Genomic DNA, 22,479 nt, shown 5'->3' on the forward strand with positions numbered 1-22,479 from the left:
CACGCCGGTGCCCGTGCCCGCGCCGGCCCCCCGCGAACGTCGCCGCCGTCGGCGCGGACCCCTCGGCGTGCTGCTGGCCGTCCTGCTCATCGCCGCCGTCGGAGCGGGCGCCTGGTGGGTCGGCTTCGCCCGCTACACGACGACGCCCGGCGTCCTCGGCCTCACCCAGGCGAAGGCGACCGCCAAGCTCGAGGCGCTCGGGCTGCACGTCGAGGTGAGCGACCCGGCCTGGTCGGACACGGTGGCGGCAGGACGCGTGATGAGCAGCGATCCCGACGGCGGCAACCGCGTGCTGGACGGCGGCACCGTCACGATCACGCTCTCGAAGGGCCCGGAGATCTACCAGCTCCCCGACCTCGCCGGGAAGAGCCTCGACGAGGCGCAGGACGCCATCGCGGGACTCAAGCTGAGCTTCGGCAAGGCGGTGAGGAAGTTCAGCGAGACCGTGCCCGAGGGCCAGGTCATCCGCACCGACCCGGCCGCCGGCACCGAGCTGCGCCCCGGCAGCAACGTCGACGTGTGGGTCAGCAAGGGCCGCCAGCCGATCGAGGTGACGAGCTGGGTCGGGAAGAAGGGCTCCGACGCCAAGGCCGCGCTCGAGAAGGCCGGCCTGAAGGTCACCTCCGACAGCCGGTACGACGACTCCGTGGCCAAGGGCCTCGTGATCTCGCAGACCCCGGAGACCGGCACGCTCTATCAGGGCGACGGCGTCTCGCTGCTGGTCTCGAAGGGGCCGGAGCTGGTCGAGGTGCCCGGCGGCCTGCGCGCGAGCGGCGTCGACTCCGCCACCGCCAAGCTGGAGGCGCTCGGCTTCAAGGTGAAGACGGCGCACTCGTCGATGTACCTCGGCCTGGGCTACGTCTCCTCGACCGATCCCGGCAGCGGGACGATGCTGCCCAAGGGCTCGACGATCACGCTCTACCTCGTCTGAACGACTAGCGTGGCGCGCATCATGCGCAACCCCATCGGAACCCACGTCAAGGTCGGCAAGGGGCTCGTCAAGGGAGCACTGGCCGACACCGACCGCTTCGGCTGCGAGACGCTGCAGATCTTCGTCGGCAACCCCCGTGGCTGGGCGCTGTCGGCGGGCAAGCCCGACGAGGACAAGGCCTTCCGGGTCGAGCTGGAGCAGCGCGAGATGCGGGCGTTCGTGCACGCGCCGTACCTCGTCAACCTCGGCTCCCCGACGCCCGCGACCTACGAGAAGAGCGCGGCGTCGATGGCGCACAACCTCCGTCGCGCGGCCGAGATCGGGGCGGCGGGCGTCGTGATGCACACCGGCTCGTTCGTCTCCCCGGCGGCCGGCGCCGACGACGGCGCCGCACGGTTCGCGGTGGCGATGGGCCAGGTGCGCGAGGCCCTGCTGCCGCTGCTGGACACCCTGGACAGCGAGGACGCCCCCTGGCTGCTGCTCGAGCCGACCGCGGGGCAGGGCCGGTCGCTGTGCGGCGTGGTCGACGACCTGGACGCCTATCTAGCGGCGCTGGACTTCCACCCCAAGGCGGGCATCTGCCTCGACACCTGCCACGTGTTCGCCGCCGGCGACCCGCTGGACGAGCCCGGGGGCACGACCGCGACGCTCGACCGGCTGGTGGCGATCGGCGGCGAGGGCCGGCTGCGGCTGATCCACGCCAACGACTCCAAGGACGTCCGCGGCGCCAACCTCGACCGGCACGAGCAGATCGGGCTGGGGCACATCGGGGAGACCGCGTTCGCCGAGCTGTTCGCCCATCCCGCCACCGAGGGCGTCCCGTTCATCCTCGAGACGCCGGGGTCGGCCGAGGGCGAGACCCCCGACTTCGACACCCTGCGCCGGCTGCGCGCCGAGGCCGCGGCTCGCCTCACGCCCTAGGGTGTGTCTCTCCATTCGGGCGAAGCGCATCCGGGGGCGTCCGCGCCCGGTCCGGCGAGGCGGAGGCGCGAGAGCGCAGCGTGCTGCGCCGAGCGCCGACAACGAAGCCGGCCGGGATGCGGCACCGTCGGGGCGCCGTCCGAATTGAGAGACACACCCTAACCTTGGGCGCGTGCCCCGCATCTCCGTGACGGAAGTGAGCTCCCCCGCCGAGCTCGACCTCGTCATGGAGATCTGGACGGCGGCCAACCAGACGAAGCGCCGCCCCGCCGGCCCGCTGCGCACCGAGCGGGTGCGGGAGAAGGTCGCCGAGGGCCAGCTCGTGCTGATCGCGCGCTACGGCGACCGGCCGGCGGGGATGGCGCTCGCCGAGACCTTCCACGAGGGCGCCGAGGCCGACCCGTCCACGGGACACGTGTCGATGGTCTCCGTCGACCCGGCCGTGTGGGGGTCGGGCGTCGGCACCAAGCTGATCCGCGACCTCCAGCAGCGCTGGCCCCGGCTCTCGGTCTGGGTGCGCCCGGACAACCGGCGGGCCGAGCGGCTCTACCGATCGTGCGGCTTCGTCGACGTCGGCAACATCAGCCACCTGCAGGACGGCGAGGAGATCCGCCAGCTGCTCTGGTCGCGCTGACCGCTCGGCCGGCGGCCGGGAGGGGCAGGACGGGTCAGAGGCCCGAGAGCACCGCGGCGGCGCGCTCGGCGTCGGCGCGGGGGACGTCGAGATGGGTGACGAGGCGGACCGTGCGCGGGCCGACGGCGCTGATCCTGACTCCGGCCTCCGCGGCGCGGGCGACGTACGACGGCGCGTCCTCGCGTTCGGCGACGACGATGTTCGTCTCCACGCCGGCAGGGTCGACGCCGATCGCCTCGGCCAGCAGCCGGGCGTGGGCGTGGTCCTCGGCGAGGCGCTCGACGTGGTGGTCGAGGGCGTGCAGCCCGGCCGCCGCGAGGATGCCGACCTGCCGCATCCCGCCGCCCATCCGCTTGCGCCACACCCGCGTCTCGGCCATCGCGTCCCGCGAGCCGACGACGAGCGAGCCGACCGGGGCGCCGAGGCCCTTGGAGAGGCACACGGCGAGGACGTCCGCCACGTCGCCGTACGCCGTCAGCGGGGTGCCCGACGCGACGTGGGCGTTCCAGATCCTGGCTCCGTCGATGTGGACGCCGATGCCCGTCTCGTCGGCCCAGGACCGGAGCGCGAGCAGGTCCTCGATGGGCGCGATCGAGCCCCCGCCGAAGTTGTGCGTGTTCTCCACCGAGACGGCGCGGGTCGGGACGAAGTAGACGCCCATGTCCGGCGCGAAGAGCCGCTGGATCTGCGGGAGGTCCACGCCACCGCGGGGGTGCCACCAGGTGCGCATCGTCAGGCCGGTGAACGCGGCGTGGGCGCCGAGCTCGGCCCGGGCGATGTGGGCGAGCGACTCGCAGAGCACCTCCTGGCCGACGCCGACGAGGGTGCGGACCGCGAGCACGTTGGCCATCGACCCGGTCGGTGTGAAGACCGCGTCCTCCTTGCCGAACAGCCCCGCGACCCGCTCCTCGAGCGCCCGGACGGTGGGGTCCTCGCCGTAGACGTCGTCGCCCACCGGGGCGACCGCCATCGCGGCCCGCATCGCCTCGGTCGGCTGGGTCAGGGTGTCCGAGCGGAGGTCGATCATGCCTTGCGCAGCATGTCCGCCACGAGGAACGCCATCTCGAGGCTCTGGACACGGTTGAGACGCGGGTCGCAGACCGACTCATAGCGGGTCGCGAGATCGGCGGCCGAGAGCTGCTCGCCGCCGCCGACGCACTCGGTGACGTTGTCGCCGGTGAGCTCGACGTGCAGCCCGCCGGGCCAGGTGCCCAGCGCACGGTGCACGTCGAAGAAGCCCTGCACCTCGTCGAGCACGTCGTCGAAGGACCGCGTCTTGTAGCCCGAGGACGCCTCGAAGGTGTTGCCGTGCATCGGGTCGGTGATCCAGGCGACCTGGAGGCCCTCGGCCTGGACCTTCTCGATGATCGGCGGCAGGCCGTCGCGGATCTTCGAGGCGCCGAAGCGGGTGATGAAGGTCAGCCGGCCCGGGTCGTTGGCCGGGTTGAGCCTCGCCGCCAGCGCGATGGCGTCGTCGGGCGTCGTGGTCGGGCCGAGCTTGACCCCGATGGGGTTCTTGATCCGCGACAGCAGCTCGACGTGCGCGCCGTCGAGCTGCCGGGTGCGCTCCCCGATCCACACGAAGTGGCCGGAGACGTCGTACGGCTGCTCGGTCCGCGAGTCGATGCGGGTCAGGGCGTGCTCGTACTCCAGCACCAGCGCCTCGTGCGAGGAGTGGAAGTCGGCGCGGTGGAACTCGTCGGCGTCGGCGACGCCGATCGCCTGCATGAACGCCATGGCGCGGTCGATCTCCCCGGCGAGACGCTCGTACTTCGCCGCGAACGGGCTGTCCTTGATGAAGTCCTGGTTCCAGGTGTGCACCTGGCGCAGGTCGGCGTACCCGCCCGTGACGAAGGCACGGGCGAGGTTCAGCGTCGACGCGGAGGCGTGGTAGACGTCGAGCAGCCGCTGTGGGTCGGGCTCGCGCGCCTCGAGGGTGAAGTCGAAGCCGTTGACGGCGTCGCCGCGGTACGCCGGCAGCGTCACCTCCACGCCCTCGACCAGACGCGTCTCGGTGTCCTTGGAGCGCGGCTTGGCGTACTGCCCCGCGAGCCGGCCGATCTTCACCACCGGGACCGACGAGGCGTAGGTCAGCACGACGGCCATCTGGAGGATGACGCGCAGCTTGGCGCGGACGTTGTCGGCCGTGGCGCCCTCGAGCGTCTCGGCGCAGTCCCCGGCCTGGAGGATGAAGGCCTCGCCGCGGGTGACGGCCGCGAGCTTGTCGGTGAGCTCGTCGCACTCGCCGGCAAAGACCAGCGGCGGGGCGGTCCGCAGCTTGGCGACGACCTTGTCCACCGCGGCGGCGTCCGGGTAGGACGGCTGCTGGGCGGGACGCAGGGCGTGGAGGTCTTCGAGGGACGGGACGGTGCTCACCGGTCAAGGGTACGGTGAACGCGTGGCTCAACGCACAGCGACGACCGTCATCGCCCACGAGCTCGGGGGACCCGAGGTGCTGCAGGTCGAGACCGTCGACCTGCCCGACCCCGGACCCGACGAGGTCACCATCGAGACGCGCGCGATCGGCGTCAATCCGATCGACCTCAAGATGCGCTCGGGATTCCCCTACTCCGAGGCCGCCGTGCTCCCGCTGACGCCGGGCAGCGAGGTGGCCGGCGTGGTCGTCGCCATCGGCGAGCACGTGACCGGGCTGAAGGTGGGCGACGAGGTGCTCGCCTTCCGGGTCAAGGGCGGCTACGCCAGCGCGCTCAACGTGCCTGCCGTCGACGTCTTCCAGAAGCCGGCGACGCTGTCGTGGCCGGAGGCCGCCGGCCTCCTCCTGGTGGGCGTCACCGCCGTGCACGCGCTGGAGAAGGTCGGCGTCGGATCGGGCGACCATGTGCTCGTCCACGGCGCCTCCGGCAGCGTCGGCCAGCTGCTCATCCAGCTGGCGAGCGCCCGCGGGGCGTCGGTCGTGGGCACCGCGTCCGAGCGCAACCACGAGCTGCTGCGCGGCCTCGGCGCCACCCCGATGGCGTACGGCGACGGGCTGCTGGATCGCGCCCGCGCGGCGGGACCGTTCGACGCCGCGATCGACCTGGCCGGCACCGAGGAGGCCTTCGACGTCTCCCTCGCGCTCGTGCCCGACAAGGCGCGGGTGACCACCATCATCGGCGGCCCCCACGCGGAGGCGGCCGGCATCCAGAAGATCGGCGGCGGGCCGGGATCGGACCCGGGCACCGAGCTGCGCGCCGCCGCCCGCGGCGACCTCGTCATGCTCGCCGGCAAGGGCCGCCTGCACGTGCCCGTCGTCCGGACCTTCCCGCTCACCGACGCCGTCGAGGCGCACCGCTTCGTCGGCGAGGGCCACGCCGCCGGCAAGGTCATCCTGCTCCCCTGAGCGGTCCTCGGCCGCTCGTCTCAGCGTCTCATCGCTCGTCGTCGCTCGGGTCCACGTCCATGTGCTCGATGTCGGCGAAGTGGGGCGGCTCGTCGGCGTTGGTGGCGCGGTTGACCACGAACGTCACCACCCACAGCAGCACGCCGACGCCGAGCAGGGCGCCGGCGATCCGGTAGACGACCGGCTCCCGGTCGACCCAGGGGCCGGCGAGGTAGAGACACAGCAGCGAGGCGACGACCGGCAGCGCGCCCGGTGAGGTGAAGAAGGTCCTCACGTTCTCCCCCCGCCGCCCGCGCAGCACCATGCAGGCGACGTTCACGATCGCGAACACGCACAGCAGGAGGAACGCGGTGACCGCGGACAGGTTGGCCACGATGTCGCTGTCGGGGTCGCTGGCGACGTACCAGATGAGGAGCACCGCCAGGACGGTGGAGAAGGCGATGCCCGCCCACGGGCTCCGCCGCCCGGGCAGGACGGCGGCCAGCTGGCGCGGCAGCACCCGCTGGCGTGCCATGCCGTAGATCAGCCGGCTCGCCATCAGCATGTTGATCAACGCGGTGTTCGCGACGGCGAAGACGGCGAGGAAGGGGAAGACCTTGTCGATCGGGAAGTCGGGTGCGCCCTTCCCGACGACCTCGAGCAGGGCACGGCCCTCGGCCTCGTTGATCGCCTCGAGCTCGCCGGGGGTGAGCACGCTGACCACCGAGACGGCGACCAGGATGTAGAGCACGGCGGCGACGCCGAGCCCGATGAGCATGGTGCGCGGGAAGATCCGCTCCGGGCTCTTGGTCTCCTCGACCATGTTGACCGAGTCCTCGAAGCCGACCATCGCGAAGAACGCCACCGAGGTCGCGGCCGTGACGGCGAAGACGGCGCCCATGCCCTCGTAGTCGCTGAAGTCGGCCAGCTCGGACATGTCCGCGTCTCCCTGCGCGATCACCCAGAACCCCACCCCGATGACGATGCACAGGGCCGTCACCTCCACCAGGGTGAGCGCGATGTTGAACTTCACGCTCTCCCCGACGCCGCGCAGGTTGATCAGCGCCAGCAGCACCATGAAGCCGATCGCGACGAGCGTGATGGTGCCGGTCCCGACCTCCTCGTCGATCCACCCGTTGACCACCAGGCCGCCGAACAGGTTCTGGGCCAGCGTGTTGGCCGAGGTCGACGCGCTCGTGATGCCGGAGCAGGCGACGGCGAAGGTGACCATGAAGGTGAGGAAGTGGATGCCGAACGCCTTGTGCGTGTAGAGCGCGGCGCCGGCCGCCTGGGGGTACTTCGTCACCAGCTCCAGATAGGAGAGCGCCGTCATCGCCGCGACCACGAAGGCCAGCAGGAAGGGCAGCCAGAGGATGCCGCCGACATAGCCCGCCATCTGGCCGGTGACGGCGTAGATGCCGGCGCCGAGGATGTCGCCGACGATGAAGAGGAGCAGAAGCCCGGGCCCCATGACCCGCTTGAGCTCGTGGTGATCGTCCGCTGTCTGGCTCATCGTCTGGCTCATCGGCCTGCCTCCGTGTCCGAGTCCTGGTGGGACTCCATCAGAACCCGGGACGGCGCGCGAAGTCGAGGGTCGTCGCGTCACGACCGTGTCACTAGGGTCGGGGCATGACGTTCTCGATCGTGGCCCGCTCCGCCGACGGGCAGTCATGGGGCGTGGCCGTCGCCTCGAAGTTCCTCGCGGTCGGCAACGTGGTCCCGGCCGCCGTCGCCGGCGTCGGCGCCATCGCCACGCAGGCGCACGCCAACGTCGCCTTCAAAGGCCTCGCGCTGGCCTATCTGGACGCCGGCGCCACGGCGCCGGTCGCGCTGCAGCGCCTCCTCGAGGAGGACGACCGCGCCGCGGTCCGGCAGGTCGGGATCGTCGACGCCGCCGGCGGATCCGCCTCGCACACCGGCCAGGGCTGCCTGTCGTGGGCGGGGTCGCGCACCGGCCGTGGCTATGCGATCCAGGGCAACATCCTCACCGGCCCCGAGGTCGTCGACGCCATGGAGGAGGCCTGGCTGGGCACGGATCCCGAGGACGACCTCGCCTCCGCGCTGCTGGTCGCGCTGGCCGCCGGTGACGCGGCCGGCGGCGACTCCCGCGGCCGGCAGAGCGCGGCGCTCGTCGTCGTACGGGAGGGAGCGGGGTACGACGGCGGGGACGACGTCGCCGCCGACCTGCGCGTCGACGACCACGAGGACCCCGTCGCCGAGCTGGCGCGGCTGCTCGACCTCAACGAGCTCTACCTCACCGCCTCGACCGAGGACGAGAAGGTGCCCGTCGACGCCGGCCTGCGGGCCGAGCTGGAGGAGTTCGCGCAGGCCCGGGGAGCGCGCGACTTCCATGCCTGGGTCGGCACGGAGAACTACGAGATGCGGGTCGCCGACGACCTCGCCTGGATCGACGGGCGGATCCTCGCGATCGTGCGCGGGGAGGCCGACTGATGGCGGTCCTGGCGATCGACGCCGGCACCACCGGCATGACGGCGCTGGTGGTCGACGCGGACGGGAGGATCGTCGCGCGCGGCTACCAGGAGTTCGGCCAGCACTTCCCCAGGCCGGGCTGGGTCGAGCACTCTCCCGAGGAGATCTGGGCGGCCACGCTGGCGTCGGTGGGGCAGGCGCTGTCGGCGTACGACGGCAGGCTCGAGGCCCTGGGGATCACCAACCAGCGCGAGACGATCGTGCTGTGGGACCGCGAGACCCTCGGCGCGCCACGGCGCGCGATCGTGTGGCAGGACCGGCGGACCTCCGACATCTGCGACCGGCTCAAGGAGGCCGGCCACGAGGAGCGCGTGACCGAGCTGACCGGGCTGCGGCTGGACCCCTACTTCTCGGCGACCAAGCTGGTGTGGATCCAGGAGAACGAGCCGCACACGTGGGCGCTCGTGGAGTCCGGGCGCTACGCGATCGGCACGGTCGACTCCTACCTCATCGCGCGGATGACGCGCGGGCTGCACCACGTCACCGACGTCTCGAACGCCTCGCGGACGCTGCTCTTCGACCTCGCCGCCGGGGACTGGAGCGACGAGCTGTGCGGGCTCTTCGGCGTGCCGAGGGACGCGCTGCCGGAGCTGATCCCCAACTGGGGCAGCGCGATCGAGACCGACCCGCGGACGTTCCTCGGGCTGACGCTGCCGATCTCGGGGCAGGCGGGCGACCAGCAGTCGGCGCTCTTCGGCCAGGCGTGCTTCGACGTCGGCGACTCCAAGTGCACCTACGGCACCGGGTCGTTCATCCTCACCAACACCGGCTCCGAGATCGTCCGGTCCGATGCCGGGCTGCTCTCGACCGCCGCCTGGCGCTCGCCGGCCGGCGAGACGACGTACGCGCTCGAAGGCGCGATCTTCGTGACCGGCGCCGCCGTCCAGTGGCTGCGCGACGGGCTCGGCATCATCGGCTCCGCCGCGGAGACGGCCGCCATCGCCTCCTCGGTCGAGGACTCCGGCGACGTCGTCTTCGTGCCCGCGCTGACCGGCCTGGGCGCGCCCTACTGGGATCCGCACGCGCGCGGCACGATCGTCGGCATCACGCGGGGCACGACGCGGGCGCACCTCGTCCGCGCGACGCTCGAGGCGATCGCCTTCGAGGTCCGCGACGTGCTCGAGACGCTGCCCGTCCGGCCGACGTCGCTGCGGGTCGACGGCGGCGCGGCCGCCAACGACCTGCTCTGCCAGCTCCAGGCCGACCAGCTGGGCGTCCCGGTGTCGCGGCCCACGCAGGTGGAGACCACGGGGCTGGGGGCCGCGTTCCTCGCCGGGCTGGGCGTCGGGCTGTGGACGTCCTTCGACGAGCTGCGCCGCACCAAGGACGTCGACCGCGAGTTCGCCCCCGCCGCCGGCTCCGGCGCGCGGGAGGCCGCCGACGCCGCCTGGGCCCGCTGGCAGGACGCCGTCAGCCGGTCCCGCGACTGGGCCTGAGCGCGACCCCGGTGGGTCAGGCGGCCTTGTCGCCCTTGGCGCTCTTCTCTCCCTTGGACGCCTTCTTGGCGTCGGAGGCGTACATGTCGACGTACTCCTGGCCGGTGAGCTCGAGGATCTCATACATGATCTCGTCGGTGATGGCGCGGAGGATGAAGCGGTCGTTCTCCAGGCCCTCGTAGCGGGAGAAGTCCAGCGGCCTGCCGAAGGTCATGACCGGCTTGTGGACCTTGCCGAAGGCCTTGCCGGGAGGCGCGATGATGTTCGTCCCCGTGATACCGACGGGGATCACGGGGACACCGGTCTCGAGCGCGAGGCGGGCGACGCCGGTCCGGCCGCGGTAGAGCTTGCCGTCGTGGGAGCGGGTGCCCTCGGGGAAGATGCCGAAGAGCTCGCCCTCGGCCAGCACCTTCTTGGCGGCGAGCAGCGCACCCTCGGCGGCCGACGCGCCGGCACGGTCGATCGGGACGTTGCCGGTGCCGCCGAAGAACAGCTTCTTGAACCAGCCCTTCACACCGGGCTCGGTGAAGTACTCCGCCTTCGCGACGAAGCGCATCATCCGCGGCGAGCCCAGCGGGACGAACAGCCAGTCGGCGTAGGAGAGGTGGTTGAGCGCGATGATGGCCGGGCCGTCCTTCGGGAGGTTGTCCAGCCCCTTCCACTCCGGACGGAACACCAGCCGCAGCAGGGGACCGAGCCAGAACCACTTCAGGGAACCGTAGAAGAGCCTCTCGAACACGCCCCCGATCCTTGCAGAATGGCCCCATGCCCACCACCCCGCCGCGCCCGGCTCATCCCCCGGTCCTCGAGACCGCCACTCCCCTGTCCCAGCCCGCGAGGCCCGAGCTGACCGAAGGGGTCCGGGTCGGCGTACTGCTCTCCCACGGCTTCACCGGATCTCCGGGGTCGATGCGCGCCTGGGGCGAGTCGCTGGCCGCCCGCGGCTTCGGCGTCGAGGTGCCCCGCCTCCCCGGCCACGGCACCACCTGGCAGGACATGAACACCACCACCTTCGAGGAGTGGTACGCCGAGATCGCGGCGACCTACCAGCGGCTGCGTGCGGAGAACGACGTCGTCGTGGCCGGCGGCCTGTCGATGGGCGGCGCGCTCGTGCTGCGCCTCGCCGAGGAGCACGGCGACGGCCTGGCCGGCCTGATCGTCGTCAATCCCGCCGTCGCCAGCGGTCGCAAGGACGCGCTCCTGCTGCCCCTCGTCAAGCACCTCGTCGGCGCCTTCCCCGGCATCGCCTCCGACATCAAGAGGACGGGCGTCGTGGAGTCGGCGTACTCGCGGACCCCGTTGAAGGCGGCGCACACGATGTTCAAGGCGTGGCCGGCCATCGTGCGCGACCTGGGCAGGATCACAGTGCCGCTGCTCTACTTCCGCTCGACGGTCGACCACGTGGTCGACGGGCTCTCCGAGCCCCTCATCCTCGAGGGCGTCTCGTCGAAGGACATCACGTTCACGCCGCTGACGGACAGCTACCACGTGGCGACGGTCGACAACGACGCGCAGCAGATCTTCGACGAGTCGGCGGCCTTCATCCGACGGGTGTGCGGCCTCGGGGCGGGCGAGTAGTCTCAGCAGCATGTCCTCCCGCGAGCCCGACCAGCCAGGCGAGCCCGGCGACTCACGGGATCGCGTCTCGGAGGACGAGGCCTGGGCCTCGATCGTCGCCAACTACGGCGAGCACCCGGAGTTCGAGCCCGCTCCGGAGCCGGTGGTGGCCCACGTCTTCGACGACGACGTGGACGACGGGCCGGCGTGGTCCGACGCGGCGGACGAGGACGACGACGTCTTCCTGCCGGGCGCCTTCGTCACGCCCGAGCCGGAGCCGATCGGCTGGCACGGCTGGCGCTCGGTGGCCTGGATCGGCGTGCTCGGCTCGCCCGCCGTCGCGCTGCTGTGGACGTTCCTCGTCCAGGTGACCTCGTGGCAGGCGCCGACATGGCTGGTCTACCTCCTCGGGGCGGGATTCCTCGGCGGCTTCGCCTACCTCGTGGCGACGATGCCTAAGGAGCGCGACGACCCCTGGGACGACGGCGCGCGCCTGTAGCCGACGCTCCCGTGTCGAGCGGGTCCAGCCCGTCCAGCGGAGCGAGGAAGCGCCGCAGCCGCTCGCGGCGGCGGGCACGCTTGACCAGCTCGCCGCGACGGCGCCGGAAGATCGGCCGGACCGCCTCGGTGCGGGCCAGGTCGGCGGCGCCGATGACCCCGGCGTCGTTGAGGAAGCGGGCCTTGACCAGTGGGGGAAGGTCGCGATGGCCGGCGCCGACGAGGGACTCCTCGAACGCCTGCCGCGCGGGGCCGAGCAGCAGCTCGCCGGCCGCGCTGACGCCGCCGCCGACGACGAGCAGCTCGGGGTCGAAGGCGGCGGTGAGGTCGGCCAGGCCGACGCCGAGCCAGCGGCCGATCGTCGCGAAGGCGGCGAGCGCGACCGGGTCGCCGGACTCCGCGGCCGCGGTGATCCGCGGGCCGCTCAGCTCGGTGGAGCCGCCGAGCCGGCGGAACTCCCGGACGAGGGCGTTGCCCGAGCAGTACTGCTCCCAGCAGCCGCGCCGGCCGCACTCGCACTCGTGGCCGTCGGGCACCACCCGCATGTGGCCGAACTCCCCCGCCATGCCGTTGTGGCCGCGCATGAGGGTGCCGCCGAGGATGATGCCGCCGCCGATGCCGGTGCCGAGGTTGACCATGACGACGTCGTGGTGGCCGCGGGCGACGCCGTACGAGAACTCGGCGCGGGCGGCGCAGTTGGCGTCGTTGTCGAGCGCGACCGGCACTCCCCAGCGGGCCTCCAGCCGGGCGCGGGCGGGGTCGAGCCGCCACGGCAGGTGGGGCGCGAACATCACCCGCTCGCCGGCGGCGTCCACGAAGCCCGCCGCGGCCAGGCCGACGGCGTCGATCCGGCGCCCGTCCGCCGCCTCCTGCACGGCGTCGGTGAGCGCGTCCTCGACGACCTCGACCGGCACGAGCCGCCCCGGCGTCGAGCGGCGGGCCACGCGGCCGACGGTCCCGTCGGGCAGCACCTCGGCGGCGAGCACCTTCGTGCCCCCGATGTCGACGCCGATCGTCACAGCCATCCGGCGAGACTAGCGGCGTCCTGGTGCGTGCCGGGGCGCGGCTAGCGGTGGCGGGCGAGGTCGGCGGCGCCGATGAGCCCGGCCTGGTTGCCCAGGGTGGCGAGCCGCAGCTCGGCCTCGGGACGGTGGCCACGGCCGGTGAGCTGGGCTCGGAAGGCGGCCCGCACGGGATCCAGGAGCAGGTCCCCGGCCTCGGAGACGCCACCGCCGAGCACGATCATCGCCGGGTCGAGGACAGCGACGAGGGACGCGATGCCCTCGCCCAGCCAGTGGCCGAGCTCGGCGAAGGCCGCGACCCCGGCGGCGTCGCCGGCGCGCGCCGCCTCGGTGACCAGCGGGCCCGTGATGTCCTCGACCGAGCCGCCGGCACGCTCGACCAGGCCGGGCGCCTGGCCGGCCGAGGCGGCCTCGCGGGCGTAGCGCACGAGGGCCGATCCGCTCGCGTAGGACTCGAGGCAGCCGTGGTTGCCGCAGCCGCAGAGCAGCCCGCCGGGGACGACGCGCAGGTGTCCGATCTCGGCGGCGACGCCGAAGGCGCCGCGCTGGAGCGCCCCGTCGAGCACGATGCCGCCGCCGACGCCGGTGCCGACGGTGACCATGAGCGCGCTGTCGACCTCGCCGGCGGCGCCGTGGACGAACTCGCCCCACGCGGCGGCGTTGGCGTCGTTCTCGATGACGGCGGGCAGGCCCGTGGCCTGCTCGATCGGGCTGCGCAGGTCCACGTCGCGCCAGGCGATGTTGGGCGCGAACATCACCGTGCTGCGGCTGGAGTCGACATAGCCCGCGGCGCCGACGCCCACGGCCTCGATGTCGTGCCGCTCATCGAGCTCGCGGACGAGGTCCACGATCGCGGAGGTGATCGCGGAGGCGTCGGCGGCCGGCGAGGTGACGCGCACCTGCTCGAGGATCGCGCCCTTCTCGTCGACGACGCCGGCGAGGATCTTGGTGCCGCCGACGTCGACGCCGCAGGTGAGGCTCGTCGGGGTGGGCTCGCTCATGCGTCCGGCCAATCGTTCTCGATGTCGTCCAGATCGATCCGCTGCACCGTCGGCCCGCGCTCCGGGGTGCGGGCGGGCGTGGCCACCGAGGTGAGCAGCCCCGCGACCGCCTGCATGAGCGAGGCGGCGGCCGTGGCGAGGTGATCGCGCACCTCGGGACTCACCTCGCGGACGGCGTGGACGGTGCGGCAGATCGGGCAGTAGGTGCACTCGGGCGAGCCGTTGGCGAAGTGCTCGCTCGCCTCGGCCACCTGGCCCTGGGCCCAGTCGGTGAGGGTGGCGAAGAGCCGCGCGGCCTCCTCGGCCGCCGACCCCACCGGCTCGTGACCGTGCTGGTGGCCCTGCTCGCCCTGCGTTCCCTCGCTCACGCGTCCTCCTCTGCCGGCGTCGCGGCGGGGTCCACGAAGCGCACCTGCAATTCTCCCTGCTCGACGCGCGCGCCCGCGATCCGCAGCCGCGCCAGGCCCGCGGGCAGGGTCAGCAGCCGACGATACGACCCCACGGTCACCACCATGTCGTCGCCGTTCCGGGCGAGGTCGACCTGCTCACGGGTCACGCCGGGCAGCGCGAGGTGCGCGACGGCTCCCGACGGCGTACGGCTCACCCGGAAGGGGCCCTCGCCCTCGGGGGCCGCGAACGGGTCGGCGTCGGCGAACACGTCCTCCGCCAGCGTCACGAGATCCCGTACGCCGACCGGCTCCTGCGCCCGGTAGACCGACCGCCACACCGGCAGGCCCGCGAAGGACGACTCGACGTCGGCGAGGATCGCCTGCTGGGCCCTCACCCACCCCGCCCGCCAGTCGTCGGCGCCGTCGGAGGGGAAGATCCGGTTGGCGACGACGCCGTCGACGCGGTAGCCGTAGAGCGAGAGCATCGTCCAGGAGCGGCGCGCCTCGGCGACGACGACGTTCTCCGGCGTGAGCACGATCCGCACCGAGGCGTCGGGCCCGGCCAGCAGGTCGTGCACCTCGAGCAGCTCGTCGTGGAGACGCTGCATCGCGTCGAAGACGGTGTCGCCGGGCATCGGCACGCCTCCGGCGGCCTTGGTGAGCACCGGGCCGAGCAGCTTCACGAGCCGGCGCTGCATGGGGAAGATGCGTGCCATGTACCAGCCGAGCGCCTCGGGCAGCGCGAGGAGGCGGAGCGTCTCCGCGGTCGGGGCGCAGTCGATCACGATGACGTCCCACTCCCCCGACCGCGCGCGGAGCCGCAGCTCCAAGAGGGCGAGGACCTCCTCGGCGCCCGGGATGACGGTGAGCTCCTCGGCGGCCACCGGGTCCATGCCCGCCACGTCGAGGACCGCGAGGAGATAGCGCTGGATGTCGGCCCACGACTCCTCGAAGCGGCGCTGGGCGTCGACCTGCTCCACGAAGAGCAGCGGCGCGATCTCGGTCGGCTCGGAGCCGATCTCGTCGAAGGACGCGCCGAACGCGTCGGCGAGCGAGTGGGCGGCGTCCGTGGACAGGACGAGGGTGCGGAGGCCCTGGGAGGCCGCCAGGGACGCGGTCGCGGCGGCGACCGTCGACTTGCCGACCCCGCCCTTGCCGGTGAAGAGGAGAATGCGCACGGTGGTCGGGAGGGTCAGGCGAGCGACTCGACCCGGCGCTTGAGGCCCTTGAGCGCCGTCTCGATGAGCACCTTCTCGCCCTTGCGCTTGAGCATGCCGATGATCGGGACGGTGAGGTCGAGGGTGAGCTCGTAGGTCACCTGGGTGGTGCCGTTGCCGAGGTCCCGGAGGCGGTAGACGCCGTCCAGCGAGCGGAGCAGGGTCGCCTCGACGAGCGTCCAGGAGACCTCCGTCCCGCTCCTCCAGTCGTACGCCAGGGTGTAGCTGTCCTTGATCGGCGGGACGTCCAGGGAGAAGCGCACCTGCGCGGGCGGCTGGCCGGTCGAGCCGGGGACCGTCACCTCGGCCGACGTCATGCCCTTGATCCACGCGGGATAGGCCCGGAAGTCGGCGATGACGTCCATGACGGCGGCGGGCTGGGCGGCGACGACGATCGACGAGCTGGTCTGTTCGGCCACTCGCCGGACACTACCGGATGACGCCGGTGGCCCGACCCGCTCCTGGCGGCCCGGCCGTCGGGGATAGCCTGTCGGTTGGATTACTGCCCGGTAACCGCGGTCCACCGCTGTCCGCACTCCCAGCTCACTCCCAAGGGGGCCCCTCCGTGCGCGAGTTCTCGACGCCGCTGACGATCGACCTGCCGGCCACCGGCAACCTCACCGACGACGTGGTCGTCAACGCCCAGGAGGCCCCCGAGGCCGTCGTGCTCTCGCGGCCGGGCGCCGACGGCTGGGAGGACGTCACCTCGGCCGCGTTCCTCGCCGAGGTGTCCGCCGTGGCGAAGGGCCTCATCGCCGCCGGCATCGAGGCCGGCGACCGGGTCGCCCTCTTCTCCAAGACCCGCTACGAGTGGACGCTCCTGGACTACGCGATCTGGTTCGCCGGCGCGATCACCGTGCCGATCTACGAGACCTCCTCCGCCGAGCAGGTCCACTGGATCCTCGAGGACTCCGGCGCCAGGGCCGTGATGGCGGAGGGCCCCGAGCACCTCTCGCGCATCCGCGAGGCGGGCGGCGACCTCCCGCACCTCAACCAGGTCTGGTCCTTCGCCGACAACGGCGTCGACATCCTGTCCCGGCTCGGCGCCGACATCGCCGACGACGAGCTGGAGAAGCGGCGTACGTCGGCGGGCCCGGACTCCACGGCGACCCTGATCTACACCTCCGGCACCACCGGCCGCCCCAAGGGCTGCGTGCTGACGCACGGGAACTTCATGTTCGAGCTCGGCGTCGCCGTACACGTGCTGGACGACCTCTTCGACGTCGAGGGTCGCAGCACCCTCCTCTTCCTCCCGCTGGCGCACGTGTTCGCGCGGATCATCCAGATCGGCTGCATCAAGTCGCGCACCCGGCTGGGCCACAGCCCCGACGTGAAGAACCTCGTCGCCGACCTGGGCGCCTTCCAGCCCACCTTCATCCTCGCCGTGCCGCGGGTGTTCGAGAAGGTCTTCAACTCGGCCTCGCAGGGCGCCCACGCCGACGGCAAGGGCGCCATCTTCGACAAGGCGACGGCCACCGCCATCGCCTGGTCGCGTGCCAGCGAGTCCGGCGCGACCGGCATCCGCACCCTGCCGCTCAAGGCCGCCCACGCGGTCTTCGACCGGCTCGTGTACTCCAAGCTGCGCGCCGCGCTCGGCGGCAACTGCTCCTATGCGGTCTCGGGCGGGGCTCCCCTGGGAGAGCGGCTCGGGCACTTCTACCGCGGCATCGGCCTGACCGTGCTCGAGGGCTACGGCCTCACCGAGTCGACCGGCGCCCTGAGCGTGAACGTCCCGGGCGCGGTGAAGATCGGCACGGTGGGCCGGCCGATCGAGGGCACCGCGGTCCGGGTCGCCGACGACGGCGAGCTGCTGTTCCAGGGCGGCCAGATCTTCCAGTCCTACTGGAACAACCCCGACGCCACCGCCGAGGCGAAGGCCGAGGACTGGTTCCACAGCGGCGACGTCGGGGAGATCGACGCCGAGGGCTTCATCCGGATCACCGGGCGGAAGAAGGAGATCCTCGTGACGGCCGGCGGCAAGAACGTGGCGCCGGCCGTGCTCGAGGACCGGCTGCGCGCCCACGCGCTGGTCGACCAGTGTCTCGTCGTCGGCGACGGCGAGCCGTTCATCGCGGCGCTCGTCACCCTCGACACCGAGGCCCTGCCCGCCTGGTGCGAGGCCAACGGCAAGACCCTCGACCTCGCCGCCCTGGTCGAGGACCCCGACGTCCTCGCCGAGGTGCAGAAGGCGGTCGACGACGCCAACAAGGCGGTCTCGAAGGCCGAGTCGATCCGCAAGTTCCGGATCCTCCCGGACACCTGGACCGAGGAGGGCGGACAGCTGACCCCGTCGCTCAAGCTCAAGCGCAACGTCGTGATGAAGGAGTTCCGGGACGCCGTCGAGGGCCTCTACCACCCCTGATCCCGCCACCGGGGAGACACGCGGGCGCCCTCGCCGATCCGGGACCGCCGGTCCTCGGGGTGGACTAGTCACACCAACCTTTCGGATGATGCCCGCAGAGCGCCGCGAATCCCTAGAGTTACCTCCCGGAGCCACCGGGCTCCTGCCGGGTCCGACGCGCGGATGCCCCGGCATGTGACGGAAAGGCCGTCGATGGACCGACGCAGGATCCTGATTGTCGCCGCAGCCGTGGTCGCCGCGCTCGGCGCGGTGCTGGTGTTCCTCTACGTGCGCAGCGCGGACACCCGGGCGGAAGACCAGTACCAGACGACCGACGTGCTGGTCGCGACCGTGCAGATCGACCCCGGCGAGACGATCGACGCGGCGATGGGCGCGAACAAGATCGTGAAGAAGGCCGTGGCCAACGGCTCGCTCCTCGCCGACTACCAGACGGACGCGAGCAACCTGTCCGGACAGGTCGCGCTCACCACGATCTACCCGGGCGAGCAGATCGTCGCCTCGAAGTTCGGCGCCACGCAGGCGCCGAGCAGCAGCCTCCAGATCCCGAAGGACCAGGTGGCGGTCTCGGTCAACCTGACCGACCCCGCCCGCGTCGCCGGGTTCGTCAACCCGGGCTCGCACGTCGGCATCTACATGACCGGCATCGACCCGGAGACCGGCAAGCCGTTCGCCCAGGTCCTGCTGCCGGACATCACCGTCATCGGCGTCGGCTCGACGACCCCCGTCTCGACCACCACGACCGACCAGTCGACCGGGGACCAGACCACCGAGCAGCTCCCGCGGACCCTGCTCACGCTGGCGGTCTCCCCCGCGAACGCGCAGAAGGTCCTCTTCGCCCAGGGCAACGGCGAGCTCGCCTTCGCGCTCCTCCCGGCCGACGGCAGCACCAGCATCAAGGCCGGCGCCGCCACCGACTTCGACAACCTCTTCAAGTGAGATCGGCCTGATCCATGCCCGTGCTCGTCGAGCCTGACCACGACGTCGTCGACGTCCTGCTCCGCGCCCTGCCCGCAGGGTCGCAGGGCGTCGCGACGATGGATCGGGCCCGCGCGTGGCTCGAGCAGCACAGCGACGAGTACGTCGTCGTCCTGGGCCCCCACGTGCCCCTGCCCGAGGCGCTGGCCCTCTGCGACACGCTGCGCACCAGCCGCCCCACGGTGAGCGTGGTGCTCGTGCGCGACGAGCTGACCACCGAGGTGCTCACGCGGGCGATGCAGTCCGGCGCCCGCGACGTCATCCCCAGCGGCTCCAGCGAGGCCGTGAGCTCGGCGGTCGCGCGGGCCTTCCAGCTCTACAGCGCGCTGCGCGGCCCGGGCGGCGTCGGCCAGACCGGGAAGATCATCACGGTCTGGTCGCCCAAGGGCGGCGTCGGCAAGACCACGATCTCGGTCAACCTCGGGCTGGCCCTGTCCGAGGGCGGCGCGCGGAAGGTCTGTCTGGTCGACCTCGACCTCGCCTTCGGCGACGTGGCGATCACGATGCAGCTCTTCCCGGCGCACTCGATCGAGCACGCGATCGGCTCCGAGGGGAACATCGACGCGGAGCTCCTCGACGGTCTGCTCACCCGGCACCAGGACACGCTGATGATCCTCGCCGCGCCGTCGCATCCCGACGTACGCGACCGCGTCTCCCCCACGCTGGTCTCCCAGATCATCCGCACCCTCAAGCAGACCTTCGACTACGTCGTCATCGACACGGCGCCGGCCTTCGACGAGCAGACGCTGACCGCGCTCGACGAGACCGACGAGATCGTCATCGTGGCCACGCTCGACGTGCCGACGCTCAAGAACGTCAAGGTGGCGCTCGAGACGCTCGACATGCTCAACATCGCGCCCGGTCATCGTCATCTGCTGCTCAACCGGGCCGACGACGAGGTCGGCATCAGCCCCGACCGGGTCGAGGGCATCCTCGGCATGCGGCCGGCGGCCCAGGTGACCACCTCGATCGAGGTGGCCGCGTCGACCAACGCCGGGAACCCCATCGTCGTGAAGAACCCCTACCACCCCTCCAGCACCGCGATCATCGGCCTGGCCTCGCTCCTCGCAGGCCAGGACATCGCGGCACCCACCACGGGAGCGCCCCACCAGGTCGAGCCGGCGCCGTCCGGCCTCTTCGGGCGCCGACACCGGAAGCGCAGGTGAACCAGATGTCCCTCGCCGACCGCATCGCGGCCGCTCGCACCCCGGAGGCCACCACTCCTCCGGCCCCCGCCACACCCTCCACGCCGGCCACGCCGGCCGCTCCCGTCGAGAGCAGCCCCCTGCACGCGGCACCGACCCCCGTCGACGAGACGGTGCTCCCGAGCGACGAGAGTGCGGGCAAGCGCCGGGCCGAGGTTCCGGCGACCACGCCCGCCCCGCAGACGGCGCCGCCCCAGCCGGCCAGTCACACGGCGACGCCACCGGCCCCGCGTCGTACGCTCGTCGGCACGCAGCAGGACCGGATCGAGGAGATCAAGACCCACGTCCACGAGCAGCTGCTCAAGCAGCTCGGGCCGCAGCTCTACGCGACCGACATGGACGCCCGCGAGCTGGAGACCCGGGTCCGCTCGGTCCTCCAGGAGGTGCTCGCGACCCAGGAGCGGCCGCTCTCGAGCGCCGACCGTCAGCGGGTGACCCAGGAGATCTCCGACGACATCCTGGGCCTGGGCCCGATCGAGCCCTTCCTCCGCGACCCCGAGGTCTCCGAGGTCATGGTGAACGGCGCGGACGACATCTGGCTCGAGCGGAGGGGCAAGCTCGTCCATGCCGAGGCCACGTTCAGCGACGAGGCCCACCTGCGCCGCACGATCGACAAGATCGTCTCGCGGATCGGCCGGCGCGTGGACGAGTCGAGCCCGATGGTCGACGCCCGCCTCCAGGACGGCTCCCGCGTCAACGCCGTCGTCCCGCCGCTGGCGATCGACGGCTCCGCGCTCACGATCCGCAAGTTCTCCGCCGACCCGCTGACCGCCGACGACCTGGAGCGCTTCGGCTCCCTGACGCCTGCCGCGCGCCGGTTCCTCGAGGCCTGCGTGCGCGGCCGGCTCAACGTGATCGTCTCCGGAGGCACCGGCGCCGGCAAGACGACCACGCTCAACGTGCTCTCCTCGTTCATCCCCGCCGACGAGCGGATCGTGACAATCGAGGACGCCGCCGAGCTGCAGCTCAAGCAGGACCACGTCGTGCGCCTGGAGTCCCGGCCCGCCAACATCGAGGGCAAGGGTGCGGTCACGATCCGCGACCTGGTGAGGAACTCGCTGCGCATGCGTCCGGACCGGATCATCGTCGGCGAGGTCCGCGACGCCTCCGCGCTCGACATGCTCCAGGCCATGAACACCGGCCACGACGGCTCGATCTGCACGTTGCACAGCAACGGCCCGCGCGACACGCTCGCGCGCATGGAGACGATGGTCCTCATGGCGGGCATGGACCTCCCGATGCGCGCCATCCGCGAGCAGGTGGCCTCCGCGGTCGACCTGATCGTGCACCAGACGCGCCTCAAGGACGGCACCCGCAGGATCACCCACATCACCGAGGTGGAGCGGATGGAGGGCGACGTGATCACGCTCCAGGACATCTTCCTCTACGACACCAGCGCCGGCTTCGACGCGGAGGGTCGCTCGCTCGGGCGGCTCCGGGCCAGTGGGCTGCGCCCGAAGTTCCTCGAGAAGATGGCCGACGCCAACGTCACCGTCGACCCCCTGCTCTTCGTGGACCGCTGACCATGGGCACGCTCCCCGACTGGCTCGCCTACGTCGCGATCGCGGCGGTGTTCCTGGGGCTCTTCGGCCTGCTCTTCGCGCTGGTTCCGCGGGCTCGGGGCTCGCTCACCGCCGCCGACCGCGTGGTCGACTACACGACGGCGACGGGCAAGGCCCCGGCGCCGGCCGCCTCGTCGCGCGCTCCGGAGGTCAGCGAGGTCGCGGCCGTCGCCAAGGACGTCGCCGCCGACCTGCTCAAGCGCAACCAGGGGCTCGAGCAGAAGATCGCCGCGCGGCTCGAGGCCGCCGGCAGCCAGCTCAAGCCGGCGGAGTGGCTGCTGGTCCACACCGGGACCGCGCTGGCCGTCACCCTGGTCGGCCTGCTCCTGGGCCGCGGCAACATCGTCCTCGGGCTCGTCTTCCTGGCGCTCGGGATCGTGATGCCGTGGATCTGGCTCGGGCTGCGGGTCGGCCGCCGCCGCAAGGCCTTCGACCGCGCGCTGCCCGACACGCTCCAGCTCATCTCCGGGTCGCTCGCGGCCGGCCTCTCGCTGCAGCAGTCGGTCGACGTGGTGACCCGCGACGGCATCGAGCCGGTCGCGGGCGAGTTCCGCCGGGTCCTCGTCGAGACCCGGCTGGGCGTCTCGGTCGACGACGCGATGGAGAACGTCGCCGTCCGGTTCAACAGCAAGGACTTCCACTGGGTGGTCATGGCCATCCGGATCCAGCGCCAGGTGGGCGGCAACCTCGCCGAGCTGCTCGACACGGTCGCGGCGACCATGCGCGAGCGTGAGTACGTCCGCCGCCAGGTCAACGCCCTCGCCGCCGAGGGCAAGCTGTCCGCGCTGGTGCTGGCCCTCCTCCCGCCCCTCTTCCTGCTCTACGTCAGCCTGACGAACTGGTCCTACGTGAACGTCCTCTTCACCGATCCCCGCGGTCTCGTCATGCTGATCGGGGGCGCGCTGTGGCTGGCCTTGGGCGTCTTCTGGATGAGCCGCCTGATCCGGGTGGAGCTGTGAC

At 72.2% G+C, this 22,479-nt stretch carries 22 protein-coding genes; 13 read left to right on the top strand and 9 right to left on the bottom strand.

Features of this window, described 5'->3' with window-relative positions; genetic code table 11:
* The 3 genes from QM572_RS15905 to QM572_RS15915 form a co-directional block, all read left to right on the top strand.
* Nucleotides 1–931, top strand: a 931-nt coding sequence (locus QM572_RS15905; protein WP_415094845.1) for a PASTA domain-containing protein, incomplete at its 5' end; no start/stop codon positions are given.
* Between the two features lie 21 nt (nucleotides 932–952).
* Nucleotides 953–1,852: a deoxyribonuclease IV gene (locus tag QM572_RS15910; protein WP_415094847.1), complete on the top strand. Its 900-nt coding sequence runs from the start codon at nucleotides 953–955 to the stop codon at nucleotides 1,850–1,852.
* Between the two features lie 172 nt (nucleotides 1,853–2,024).
* Nucleotides 2,025–2,486: a GNAT family N-acetyltransferase gene (locus QM572_RS15915; RefSeq protein WP_415094849.1), complete on the top strand. Its 462-nt coding sequence runs from the start codon at nucleotides 2,025–2,027 to the stop codon at nucleotides 2,484–2,486.
* A gap of 34 nt (nucleotides 2,487–2,520) precedes the next feature.
* Here the strand turns inward: QM572_RS15915 and QM572_RS15920 are convergent, their stop codons facing one another.
* Together QM572_RS15920 and QM572_RS15925 are read right to left on the bottom strand one after the other, a co-directional pair.
* Nucleotides 2,521–3,513, bottom strand: a complete 993-nt coding sequence (locus QM572_RS15920) for a threonine aldolase family protein (RefSeq protein WP_415094851.1) — start codon at nucleotides 3,511–3,513, stop codon at nucleotides 2,521–2,523.
* A complete protein-coding gene (locus QM572_RS15925; RefSeq protein ID WP_415094853.1) occupies nucleotides 3,510–4,862 on the bottom strand; it encodes a class II 3-deoxy-7-phosphoheptulonate synthase in 1,353 nt (450 codons plus the stop codon). Before QM572_RS15925 ends, QM572_RS15920 begins: the two co-directional genes overlap by 4 nt.
* Before the next feature lie 22 nt (nucleotides 4,863–4,884).
* On the opposite strand from QM572_RS15925, the gene QM572_RS15930 reads away from it, so the two are divergent.
* A complete protein-coding gene (locus QM572_RS15930) occupies nucleotides 4,885–5,826 on the top strand; it encodes an NADP-dependent oxidoreductase (RefSeq protein WP_415094855.1) in 942 nt (313 codons plus the stop codon).
* Between the two features lie 28 nt (nucleotides 5,827–5,854).
* Here the strand turns inward: QM572_RS15930 and QM572_RS15935 are convergent, their stop codons facing one another.
* On the bottom strand, nucleotides 5,855–7,318 hold the full coding sequence (locus QM572_RS15935; RefSeq protein ID WP_415094857.1) for an APC family permease: 1,464 nt from the start codon (nucleotides 7,316–7,318) through the stop codon (nucleotides 5,855–5,857).
* Nucleotides 7,319–7,434: 116 nt separating this feature from the next.
* Here QM572_RS15935 and QM572_RS15940 point away from each other — a divergent pair, with 116 nt between their 5' ends.
* Nucleotides 7,435–8,256, top strand: a complete 822-nt coding sequence (locus tag QM572_RS15940; RefSeq protein WP_415094859.1) for a DUF1028 domain-containing protein — start codon at nucleotides 7,435–7,437, stop codon at nucleotides 8,254–8,256.
* Entirely contained in the window at nucleotides 8,256–9,731 is a 1,476-nt protein-coding gene (locus tag QM572_RS15945; protein ID WP_415094861.1) for an FGGY family carbohydrate kinase, read from the top strand. Before QM572_RS15940 ends, QM572_RS15945 begins: the two co-directional genes overlap by 1 nt.
* A gap of 16 nt (nucleotides 9,732–9,747) precedes the next feature.
* Here the strand turns inward: QM572_RS15945 and QM572_RS15950 are convergent, their stop codons facing one another.
* Nucleotides 9,748–10,470: a lysophospholipid acyltransferase family protein gene (locus QM572_RS15950; RefSeq protein WP_415094863.1), complete on the bottom strand. Its 723-nt coding sequence runs from the start codon at nucleotides 10,468–10,470 to the stop codon at nucleotides 9,748–9,750.
* 26 nt (nucleotides 10,471–10,496) lie between these two features.
* Here QM572_RS15950 and QM572_RS15955 point away from each other — a divergent pair, with 26 nt between their 5' ends.
* A complete protein-coding gene (locus QM572_RS15955) occupies nucleotides 10,497–11,309 on the top strand; it encodes an alpha/beta hydrolase (protein WP_415094865.1) in 813 nt (270 codons plus the stop codon).
* A 10-nt stretch (nucleotides 11,310–11,319) separates the two neighbouring features.
* Nucleotides 11,320–11,787 carry a hypothetical protein gene (locus QM572_RS15960; RefSeq protein ID WP_415094867.1) on the top strand — a complete coding sequence of 156 codons (468 nt, stop codon included), beginning with the start codon at nucleotides 11,320–11,322 and terminating at the stop codon, nucleotides 11,785–11,787.
* Here the strand turns inward: QM572_RS15960 and QM572_RS15965 are convergent.
* The 5 genes from QM572_RS15965 to QM572_RS15985 are packed head-to-tail and all read right to left on the bottom strand — an operon-like array spanning nucleotide 11,744 to nucleotide 15,834.
* The gene (locus QM572_RS15965) at nucleotides 11,744–12,811 is read right to left on the bottom strand and encodes an ROK family protein (RefSeq protein ID WP_415094869.1); all 1,068 of its coding nucleotides are present in this window, start codon (nucleotides 12,809–12,811) and stop codon (nucleotides 11,744–11,746) included. The genes QM572_RS15960 and QM572_RS15965 overlap by 44 nt on opposite strands.
* A 41-nt stretch (nucleotides 12,812–12,852) precedes the next feature.
* Nucleotides 12,853–13,809, bottom strand: a complete 957-nt coding sequence (locus QM572_RS15970) for an ROK family glucokinase (RefSeq protein WP_415094871.1) — start codon at nucleotides 13,807–13,809, stop codon at nucleotides 12,853–12,855.
* On the bottom strand, nucleotides 13,806–14,177 hold the full coding sequence (locus QM572_RS15975) for a hypothetical protein (protein ID WP_415094873.1): 372 nt from the start codon (nucleotides 14,175–14,177) through the stop codon (nucleotides 13,806–13,808). Before QM572_RS15975 ends, QM572_RS15970 begins: the two co-directional genes overlap by 4 nt.
* Nucleotides 14,174–15,376 carry an ArsA family ATPase gene (locus QM572_RS15980; protein WP_415094875.1) on the bottom strand — a complete coding sequence of 401 codons (1,203 nt, stop codon included), beginning with the start codon at nucleotides 15,374–15,376 and terminating at the stop codon, nucleotides 14,174–14,176. Before QM572_RS15980 ends, QM572_RS15975 begins: the two co-directional genes overlap by 4 nt.
* Before the next feature lie 14 nt (nucleotides 15,377–15,390).
* Nucleotides 15,391–15,834: an SRPBCC family protein gene (locus QM572_RS15985; protein ID WP_415094877.1), complete on the bottom strand. Its 444-nt coding sequence runs from the start codon at nucleotides 15,832–15,834 to the stop codon at nucleotides 15,391–15,393.
* A 146-nt stretch (nucleotides 15,835–15,980) separates the two neighbouring features.
* Between QM572_RS15985 and QM572_RS15990 the strand changes: the two genes are divergently transcribed.
* The 5 genes from QM572_RS15990 (at nucleotide 15,981) to QM572_RS16010 (ending at nucleotide 22,478) form a co-directional block, all read left to right on the top strand.
* The gene (locus tag QM572_RS15990) at nucleotides 15,981–17,777 is read left to right on the top strand and encodes an AMP-dependent synthetase/ligase (protein ID WP_415094879.1); all 1,797 of its coding nucleotides are present in this window, start codon (nucleotides 15,981–15,983) and stop codon (nucleotides 17,775–17,777) included.
* Between the two features lie 192 nt (nucleotides 17,778–17,969).
* A complete protein-coding gene (gene cpaB, locus QM572_RS15995; RefSeq protein ID WP_415094881.1) occupies nucleotides 17,970–18,713 on the top strand; it encodes a Flp pilus assembly protein CpaB in 744 nt (247 codons plus the stop codon).
* A 14-nt stretch (nucleotides 18,714–18,727) separates the two neighbouring features.
* Entirely contained in the window at nucleotides 18,728–19,918 is a 1,191-nt protein-coding gene (locus tag QM572_RS16000) for an AAA family ATPase (RefSeq protein ID WP_415094883.1), read from the top strand.
* Nucleotides 19,919–19,923: 5 nt separating this feature from the next.
* Nucleotides 19,924–21,480, top strand: coding sequence for a CpaF family protein (locus QM572_RS16005; protein ID WP_415094885.1), 1,557 nt, complete (start codon nucleotides 19,924–19,926; stop codon nucleotides 21,478–21,480).
* A gap of 2 nt (nucleotides 21,481–21,482) precedes the next feature.
* A complete protein-coding gene (locus QM572_RS16010) occupies nucleotides 21,483–22,478 on the top strand; it encodes a type II secretion system F family protein (RefSeq protein ID WP_415094887.1) in 996 nt (331 codons plus the stop codon).
* Nucleotide 22,479: the final 1 nt, after the last annotated feature.

The organism is Nocardioides sp. (assembly GCF_047607365.1).
Lineage (GTDB): Bacteria > Actinomycetota > Actinomycetes > Propionibacteriales > Nocardioidaceae > Nocardioides.